Below are 8,571 nucleotides of genomic sequence, written 5' to 3'. Positions count from 1 at the left end.
GATGATCATCATCTGGCTCTCGGTCGCCTCGGTGTTCATCACCTGGTATCTGCGATTTCAGCCGATCACCGGCCTGCGCACGTCCATCGGAGTGATCCGCGGGCGCTACACCCGCAAGACCGATCCCACCGGTGAAGGAGTCGCCGGTGGAGTCGTCGGCGTGGCGATCGTCGGAATCCAGCGGGCACTCTTCTCGAACGCCGGTGGCGTCGGCACCGCAGCGACGGCTCACTCGGCGTCGAAGACCACCAAACCGGCCACCGAAGGCTTCGTGGCCATGTGGGAGCCACTGGTCGACTCCGTCATCATCTGCACCTTGACCTCATTGGCCATCATCGTCTCGGGATCCTACCTCTCGTCGACCTCGGACGGTATCGCTCTCACTGCCGATGCGTTCAGAACGGTCTCCGACTGGTTCCCGGTGATCCTCACGATCTGTGCCGTGCTGTTCGCCTATTCGACTCTGCTGTCCTACTGCTACTACGGTCAGAAGGCGCTGGGCTTCCTCTCCAAGGATTCTCCGATCGCCGAACGGATCTTCCAGGTCGTCTGGGTGGTCTCCATCGCCATCGGCGCCTCTGTATCGTTCGATGCGATGATGCGCCTGGCGGATTCCGCATTCTTCCTCATGAGCGTCCCGAACATCATCGGCGTGTACTTCCTCTCCCGCGTGGTGCGCATGGAGATCCTGCGCTATCGCAAACGACGCGCCCTGGGCATCATCCAGGAGATCGAGCAGGAGGATCTGCAGGTCGGCATGGGCGATCACGAGCCCTCGGCAGAGCAGATCGCCACAGCCGAGGAGGGACGCAGGCGCAAGCGGGATCGGATGAGAGAGGTCCGCAGCGAGTTCCGGCGGGCCCGGTCGGAGCGCATGGTGCGCAAATCGGACAAGGCGGAGTACAAGGCGACGGGGCATGTTGCCGAGGTGACCGAGGCCGAGGTGCTCGATCCCAGGACGCCCGACCTTGACTCAGCGGAGCACGAACCCCGGGACCAATGAGTCGTCAGGGTCGAGGGTGAACTCTGAGCGGGCGACTTCGTAGGCGCTGCCGGTGACGATCGGGACGACGGCAGGCCGGCCGAGCGCCTGTCCCTCGTCGAGGATGCGCGCCCTGAACCTCGTTCCGACGATCGAGTCGTGGATCAGTTCGCCGTCGTGGGCAAGCAGACCTTGGGACCACAGGGCCCCGACGCGCGCCGAGGTGCCCGAACCACAGGGGGAGCGGTCGACCTGGCCATCGGCGAAGATGGTGACATTGCGCTGATGCAGGCTGCCGTCCGGCTCAGTCGCCCCCGCGCCCTCAGCCGCCCCTGCGCCCTCGGCCGCCCCTGCGCCCTCAGCCGCCCCCGCGCCCTCGGCGGGACTTGTGGTCGAAGTCCCCGCGCCGTCGAGCGTTTCGTAGATGATCGTGCCGTAGACCCCGCTCAAGCGCGGGTCGGTGGGGTGCTCGATTCGCGAATCACCGGCCAGGGCCGCCTTCACCTCACGTCCCAGGCGGATGAACGTGGGCAGGTTCTCCGCTGCCACGGAGAGGCTCGCCCCGCCGGTGTTGCTCAGACCGGCCACGTTGAGGCAGGCGTAGATCGCACCGCCCCAGGCGAGATCGACCGTGACGGTGCCGTGGCTCGTCTCGACCGGAACGGATTCCGCGATCAGGGTCGAAGGCACATTGACGAAATCCGCCGAGGTGGTCCGGCCATCGGCATCCATGTGGACGCGGGCGGTGACCCGGCCCGAAGGGACGTCGATGACGACATCGGTGCTGCCCGAGGGGTCGGGCGCCACCAGTCCCGAACGCAGAGCCCAGATTCCGAGCGCGATCGTGCCGTGCCCGCAGGCGGTGGAGAAGCCGTCCTTGTGCCAGAACAGCACACCGAAGTGGGCCCCCTCGTCGTCGGGATCCGTGATGAAACCGCCGTACATGTCTGCGTGTCCACGCGGTTCGTAGCAGAGGAAACGCCGCAGCCCGTCGATCTCCGCCGAGGCGATGGCATTCATCCGCTTTTCGGCGACGGTGTCCCCGGGAATGTCGAGCGGGGGCATCGGGACGATCCGAAACGGCTCTCCGGCCGTGTGGTAGTCGACGGTGGTGATCGGGTGCGCCATCGTCACAGGCCGACTCCGACGCGCAGCCCCTCGAGGACGGCTGCATGGATGTTGCGCGAGGACACAGCATCCCCGATGCGGTACAGCCGGAATCCCGGTTCCTCAGAGGGCAGCGAAGTGACGTCGGCGGAGACCGCTGCGACGGTCGGTGCCGGCTCTGCGACTGCAGGCGTGCCGAACCCAGCAGATGCTCCCCCGGTGGCTCCGGCGAGTGCCGGGACCCGCACCTCGGCGAGGGTCGATTCAGGCTGCGGCTGCCCCTCGACCCACGCGGACAGTTCGATCCTGCCGCCGTTGGCGGACAGAGGTTTGAGCTCATGGTAGAGCTCGTCACAGGGGACCGTTCCATGGTCGATGACGATCGCGTCGGCCTCGACGTCGGTCTCCAGGTCCGAGTACTCGTTGCGCAGGGTGGCTCGCACGCGTTTGCCCTCGCGAGCGGTGGCGACGAGGCGCTCGCCGAGGTGGACGGAGACGCCGCATTCGGAGAACATCCGCAGGTAGGCGGGCGAGTTCATCGACCCGACGTCGATGCCGATGGTTCGCTCGGGACTGATGTAGGTGACGGACTGACCATTGCGCGCCATGCGTTCGACGGCGTCGAGGGCGGGGTAATAGCCGTGATCGTCATAGACGATGACATGCCCCTTCTTCCGCAGCTTGTCGCTCATCGCATCCCAGGTGTCATGGATGAGCGCACCCTCGCCGAGGCGGTAGTCCGTTTCCGGCACACCTCCCGTGGCGATGATGACGACGTCCGGGTCGAGTGCGGTGACGGTGTCCTTGTCCGCGAGGGTGTTGAACCGGAAGTCGACGCCGTGCTTGCGGCACTGCTGATGCCGCCAGTCGACGATGCCGATGAGATCCCGGCGCCGTTCCGAGCGTGAGGCGATGAGGACCTGGCCGCCGGGTCGGCTGTCGGCTTCGAGCACCGTGACCGCGTGGCCCCTGACCGCCGCGACCCGAGCGGCTTCGAGGCCGGCCGGGCCTGCACCGACGACGACCACTCGCTTGGTTCGTCCCGAGACGTCGCGGTCGATCTCCTGCGGCAGGTGTTCCTCCCGCCCGCTCGCCGGATTGTGGATGCAGGTGGCCGAGCCCGAGGTGTAGATCGAATCGAGGCACATGTTGGCTCCGACACAGGGACGGATGTCGTCTTCGCGCTTCTGTCCGATCTTGCGTACCAGGTAGGGGTCTGCGAGTTGAGCACGGGTCATCCCGACGAGATCGAGGCACCCGTCCTCGATCGCGTAGCGGGCAGTGGGGACGTCGGCGATGCGTGCCGCGTGGAGGACGGGGATGTCGATGGCCGCGCGTATGCGGCGGCAGGTCTCCAACCACGGCGCCGAAGGCGTCCCCATTCCGGGGATCGCCTCGGCGAGCTCCCTGTCCGAGGCGATGGTGCCGACGTTGAGGTTGAGGAAGTCGACGCCGTGCTGGACGTAATGGCTGAGGAGTTCGATGGCCAGCGGTTCCGTCATCCCATCTTCGCGTCGCTCATCGACGGACATCCGGGTTCCGAGGAGGAAGTCGGCGGGGACAGTGGCACGGACGGCGTCGACGACGTCGAGGAAGAACTTCGCCCGGGCGAGGAGATCACCGTTGTGGTCGTCCTCGCGCATATTGAGCCAGGGGGAGAAGAAGGTGTCGAAGATGTGGCCGGCGTGGAGGATCTCGAGACCGTCGAACCCGGCGGCGGCGACTCGCCCCGCGGCGGCGGCGAAATCGTCGACCACGCGCTCGAAGTCGAAGTCCTCCATCGCCTTGGTGAAGGACCGATGGGCGGCTTCGCGGTTCCTGCTCGAGGAGATCAGCGGCAGCCAGTCGGCGGCGAAGTTCGACGACCGCATCCCGAGATGAGTGAGTTGGATCATCACTGCGGCACCTTCGGCGTGGCAGTCCTCGGCGATGGCCGCCAGCCAGGGGACCACCTCGTCGGTGCTCAGGTCGATGTTGCCGAACGCCGCAGGGGAGTCCTTCGATACGACGGCGGATCCGCCCATCATATTCAGCCCGACCCCGCCGCGCGCCTTCTCCCGCAGATAGAGGCGGTAGCGATCCTTCGGCATCGCCAGCTCGGTGTACGCCGGTTCATGAGCCGTGGAGACGATGCGATTGCGCACTGTCAGGGACCCGATTTGGAACGGCTGGAGCAGTGGATCGTGGGACACGGTTCCCCCTTCTTCGCAGGAACGGCTGGAGATAAGTAATCGGTTACCGATTATCTGGTTCAATCTTGGGCTGTCCCCGCTATGCTGTCAATAGTTCTTGCGCAGATCGTGGCGAGCCGGATCAGCGAGACGACTTGTGTGACGACGCTCGGCAGAGAGCGTCTGCAGTGTGAGCGGAGATGAAAGCATGACGATTCCCCAACTCGATCGACCGAAGCCGTCTCCGTCCCTGCGCGAACATGCCCTCCTCGTCATCCGCCATGCGATCACCACAGGTGAGCTCGATGAAAGTCGGATCTATTCGGCGGCAGGACTGGCGAAGCAGCTGGGCATGTCATTGAGCCCCGTGCGCGAGGCGATGATGTCGTTGGTGGCCGAGGGCACCGTCGAGGCCGTGCCCAACCGCGGCTTCCGCCTGGTGCCTGTCACGCGTGACGATCTCGAGGAGATCATCCGCATCCGGTCGCTTCTCGCCGTTCCGGCTGCCCAGGAGCTGTGCCGACGAGCGGCGGAGGCCGATAACTCGAACGAGTCCATCGGTGATCAGCTGGCAACGCTGAGACGCTTCGCCACCGAGGCGGTCACCGCCGCCGAAGCCGAGGATCGCGCAGAGTATTTCGCCGCCGACCGCGAGTTCCACGAGCGCCTGCTGGAGTACGGTCTGGGTCCACGGGCCGCAGCGATCAGCCTCCGGCTGCGCGACCAGTCCCGCGTCTTCACGCTCGACGCCGAGGCGCGGAAGATCGATATCCTGTCCGCTCGCGAACTGGTGCAGATCGTCGATCTCATCGAGGCCGACAAGCCCGCCGAGGTGGGCGACCTCGTCGTGCAGAACCTCTACTACTTCAAGCGCACCGAGGCGAATGAGGGGTGAGCGGCGATCAGGCCGGCGATGAAACGACGCTCTGGCCCGAGCTTCCCGGAGGAGTTCCGTCGACCGGTGGTGCATCCGGTGCCGGCTCAGACGTGCCGGGATCCGGCGCGGGCTCCGGCTCAGGTGCCGGCGACGTGCCCGGTTCCTCGGTGTCGGGCGAATCCGCGGGCGGTTCGGGGGATTCGGCAGGGGGTGGCGTCGATGGACTCCGGCCTTCTGGAGCGTCTTCGCTCGGTCCGGGACCGATCCACGGCCCTTCCTGAAGTCCGCCGCGCTCTTCTTCACGGCCGGAATCCTGCGATGCCGGCGTGTGGCTCGGCTCATCGTCCCGGTTCCTGGGCTCGGGGGAGGAACTCTCGGCCTTCGCCTCATCCGACTCGGGCTTCTGAACATCCTTGTCCGTCCCGACGGTCTGATCGGGCTCATCGTTCGGGATCACGGGTGCGGGTTGCTTCTCGCCGGGTGCACTGTCGCTGGGGTCAGGTTCAGCCGGGGCGCTCGGTGAGTCGTCTCCCGTGTGATAACTGGTGTCCTCGGTTTCGGGAGAGGCGAAGGAGAAGCCGAGGAGTGTCGCAGCCAGAACGATCGCCGCAGCTGCCGCCGGAATCAGGACCGGTTTCGGCAGGACTCTCTTCCGCCTCGAAGAGGTGGGCTGCGGGGCTGCTGGCTGCTCGACCGTGACGGTCGGTGCTTCGGTCGTGATTGCCGGTGCCGCAGCGGCACCGACCGGGGCGGCGCTGACAGTGTCGGCCAGCCGTTCGATGACGACCGGGGAGATGAGCAGGGCCGGAACGAGCACTGAGCGACACCGGATGGAGAATTCGTTGATCTGGGCGACGATGGCGCTGCAGTCGGTGCAGTTCTCCAGATGGTCGCGGACCGATCGTCGGCGGGGAGGGCTCATCCTCCCTATGGCGTACTCTGCCAGTCTGCTCCCCGCACTGCGGCACTCCGAGGCCGCCGGGGACGGCTGGAGTGCGAGCCAGGCCTCCTGAAGACCGCGACGTGCACGCACACCGAGCTGGGTCACGGCGGTGGGAGTGATATCAAGGTGAGCGGCGACCGCGCGCGGGGACAGCCGCTCGACCTCCCGCAGCCATAGGATGCGCTGCCAATTGTCCGGCAGTGCGGAGAGTGCGGCGGCTGTGAGGATGGGATCCAGGGCCGCGGCCTCGGCGTGCGCTGCACCGACCTGGCCGGTCGGTGCCGCCTGGCGACCGCTGATCTCCTCCCGCAGGGCCTGCATCAGCCTGGTCGAGAAGTCAGGGCCCCGCTCAGCGCCGCTGGTCAGGGTCTCATCGAGCAGGAGAGTCTTGAGCACGGTGAGGAACGAGTCATCGACCACGGTCCGTGCGACACCGGCGCCGAGAGTGTCCGACGCGACGGTGAGGGCCTGGTCACGGTGGCGGCGATAGAGCTCAGCGAAGGCTCCGGAGGTCCCGGCGTCGATGAGTGACAGCAGGTCTTCGTCTCTGATTTCGGCCAGGTTGTCCCCGGGCTGATGAAGATGCGCGTCCATCCGGTCCTGTTTCGATCGTGATCGTCTGTCTGCCGGAAAGATCCGGCGGCACGGACACCGGCCTCGCGGTCCAGTGGGGGGATTGATCCTGCCGGAGCAAGTGTACTCGACCCAGCTGCTTCGACCATCGCCCCTCCCGCCAAGTGCGCGGAAGGGGCGATGGTCGAAGCAGGCAGACTTCAGGTCCGAGGGGTCACTTCCCGGTCTCGAGCGGCATCGTCTTGGTGTCGATGTCCGGGTTCTCGTCCTGGGTGCGAGCGAGTTCGACGGCTTCCGCCTGGGAGGCCACCGTGGGGAACGAGCCGAGCAGTGGTCGCTGCGCGGATTCCTTCATCAGGCACACCGCGACGAAGGCGATGATCGAGAAGAACATGATGTAGAACGCCGGCATGTAGGAGTTCCCCGTGAGGTCGATGAGCGCCTGGCTGACCAGCGGCGTGGTACCGCCGAACAGCGACACACCGAGGTTGAAGGTCAATCCCATGGCCCCGTAGCGCGAGGCGGTCGGGAACAGCGCCGGCAGCGTGGAGGCCAGGCAGGCGATGTAGAAGGCCGCCGGAAGCGCGACCATGAACAGTGCCACGAGAACCGCCCACATCTGCCCGATCTGCATGATGGCGAAGGCCGGGACGATGAGCACGATCGTCAGTCCCGCCGCGACCAGGAAGACGAACTTGCGTCCGCGCCTGTCGGAGAGACGACCGATGAGGGGCAGGCAGGCGGACATGATGACGAGCACAGGAATGGTGGCCACGGCCGCTTCGATGTTCGAGACCTTCACCGTCTCTTCGAGGTAGGTCGGCATGAAACTGGTCAGCGCATACCCGACTGTCTGCGAACCGGCGACGATGGCGATGCCGATGAGGATCTCTTTCCAGAAATGTCGGATCACCCCGATGAGTCCGTGCCGGGCATAGGGGTCATCGACGTCTTTCGCCGCCTGACCGCTGGACTGTGAGGATTCGAACCCGGGGGTCTCGGGGATCTTCGTCCGGAACCAGATGGCGACGATTCCCAGGGGAATGGCGATGAGGAACGGCACCCTCCAGCCGCCGTCGATCATCGCCGTCTCGCCCCAGACAGCTGTCGCGATCACGCTGGTGATGGCGACGGTGCCGGCGCCGAAGGCGAATCCCAGATACGAACCGACGTCGAGCCACGACGACCAATAGCCGCGATCCTTGTCGGGAGAGAACTCCGAAACGTAAGTCGTGGCTCCGGCGTACTCCCCGCCGGTGGAGAAGCCCTGGATCATTTTGAGCAGATAGAGCGGAATGATCACCCACAGGCCGACCTGTGCGGCGGTGGGAAGCACGCCGATGAGCGCCGTCGAGGTCGCCATCGTCGCCATCGTGAAGAACAGGACCTTCTGGCGCCCGATCTTGTCGCCAAGAGGGCCGAGCACCATTCCGCCGAGAGGACGAACGAGGAAGGAGACGGCGAATCCGAGAAGCGTGACGAGCAGTCCCATCTGCCTGTCCATACCCTCGGTGAACACCGTGGTCATGGTGACGGCGAGGTAGCCGTAGACGCCGAAGTCGAACCATTCCATGAAGTTGCCGACCGTGGTTCCGCCGATCGCGGTCCGGATCGACTTCGGTCTGACGACGATGATGTCGTCGGCTTCGAGCCGCTTCCTCTTCCGTTTGCGGCGGGGGAGCTTGGCGCTCTTCGTCGTCGGTTCGCTGGTGCCGGATGCCACTGCTGATTCCTCACGTTGACTGCGAAACACTCGCCGCATGCTGTCCAGACGGCGAGACAATGTCAAATATCCTTGCGTTACTCGCAAGTAGTGTCAACGGCGCAGGTGGCGCAGGTCACAGTTTCGGTGCACCGAACCAATCTGGTCGGAGACGGCGCAATCCCATAGCCCGCTTTGCCGAGGGAGGTGTCGAGC

General features: G+C 65.7%; 6 protein-coding genes. 2 read left to right on the top strand and 4 right to left on the bottom strand.

The genetic code is table 11. The features are described 5' to 3' along the window. A partial coding sequence (locus RIT73_RS10530; protein WP_309132027.1) for an alanine:cation symporter family protein occupies positions 1-1,003 on the top strand: 1,003 nt, incomplete at its 5' end. Here the strand turns inward: RIT73_RS10530 and RIT73_RS10525 are convergent. Both RIT73_RS10525 and RIT73_RS10520 read right to left on the bottom strand, forming a co-directional pair. Next, on the bottom strand, positions 974-2,110 hold the full coding sequence (locus RIT73_RS10525) for a proline racemase family protein (protein WP_309132026.1): 1,137 nt from the start codon (positions 2,108-2,110) through the stop codon (positions 974-976). The genes RIT73_RS10530 and RIT73_RS10525 overlap by 30 nt on opposite strands. A gap of 2 nt (positions 2,111-2,112) precedes the next feature. Further along, positions 2,113-4,281 carry an FAD-dependent oxidoreductase gene (locus RIT73_RS10520; protein ID WP_309132025.1) on the bottom strand — a complete coding sequence of 723 codons (2,169 nt, stop codon included), beginning with the start codon at positions 4,279-4,281 and terminating at the stop codon, positions 2,113-2,115. 187 nt (positions 4,282-4,468) lie between these two features. On the opposite strand from RIT73_RS10520, the gene RIT73_RS10515 reads away from it, so the two are divergent. After that, entirely contained in the window at positions 4,469-5,155 is a 687-nt protein-coding gene (locus tag RIT73_RS10515; RefSeq protein ID WP_309132024.1) for a GntR family transcriptional regulator, read from the top strand. A 7-nt stretch (positions 5,156-5,162) separates the two neighbouring features. On the opposite strand, the gene RIT73_RS10510 is transcribed toward RIT73_RS10515, so the two are convergent. Together RIT73_RS10510 and RIT73_RS10505 are read right to left on the bottom strand one after the other, a co-directional pair. Beyond that, the gene (locus RIT73_RS10510) at positions 5,163-6,674 is read right to left on the bottom strand and encodes a hypothetical protein (RefSeq protein WP_309132023.1); all 1,512 of its coding nucleotides are present in this window, start codon (positions 6,672-6,674) and stop codon (positions 5,163-5,165) included. Positions 6,675-6,867: 193 nt separating this feature from the next. Then, positions 6,868-8,415, bottom strand: a complete 1,548-nt coding sequence (locus RIT73_RS10505; protein ID WP_375294997.1) for an MFS transporter — start codon at positions 8,413-8,415, stop codon at positions 6,868-6,870. Positions 8,416-8,571: the final 156 nt, after the last annotated feature.

This window comes from Brevibacterium sp., assembly GCF_031179145.1.
Taxonomy (GTDB): domain Bacteria; phylum Actinomycetota; class Actinomycetes; order Actinomycetales; family Brevibacteriaceae; genus Brevibacterium.
The sequence above is the reverse complement of the archived record's forward strand: the minus strand, read 5'-3'. Positions and strand labels throughout refer to the sequence as shown.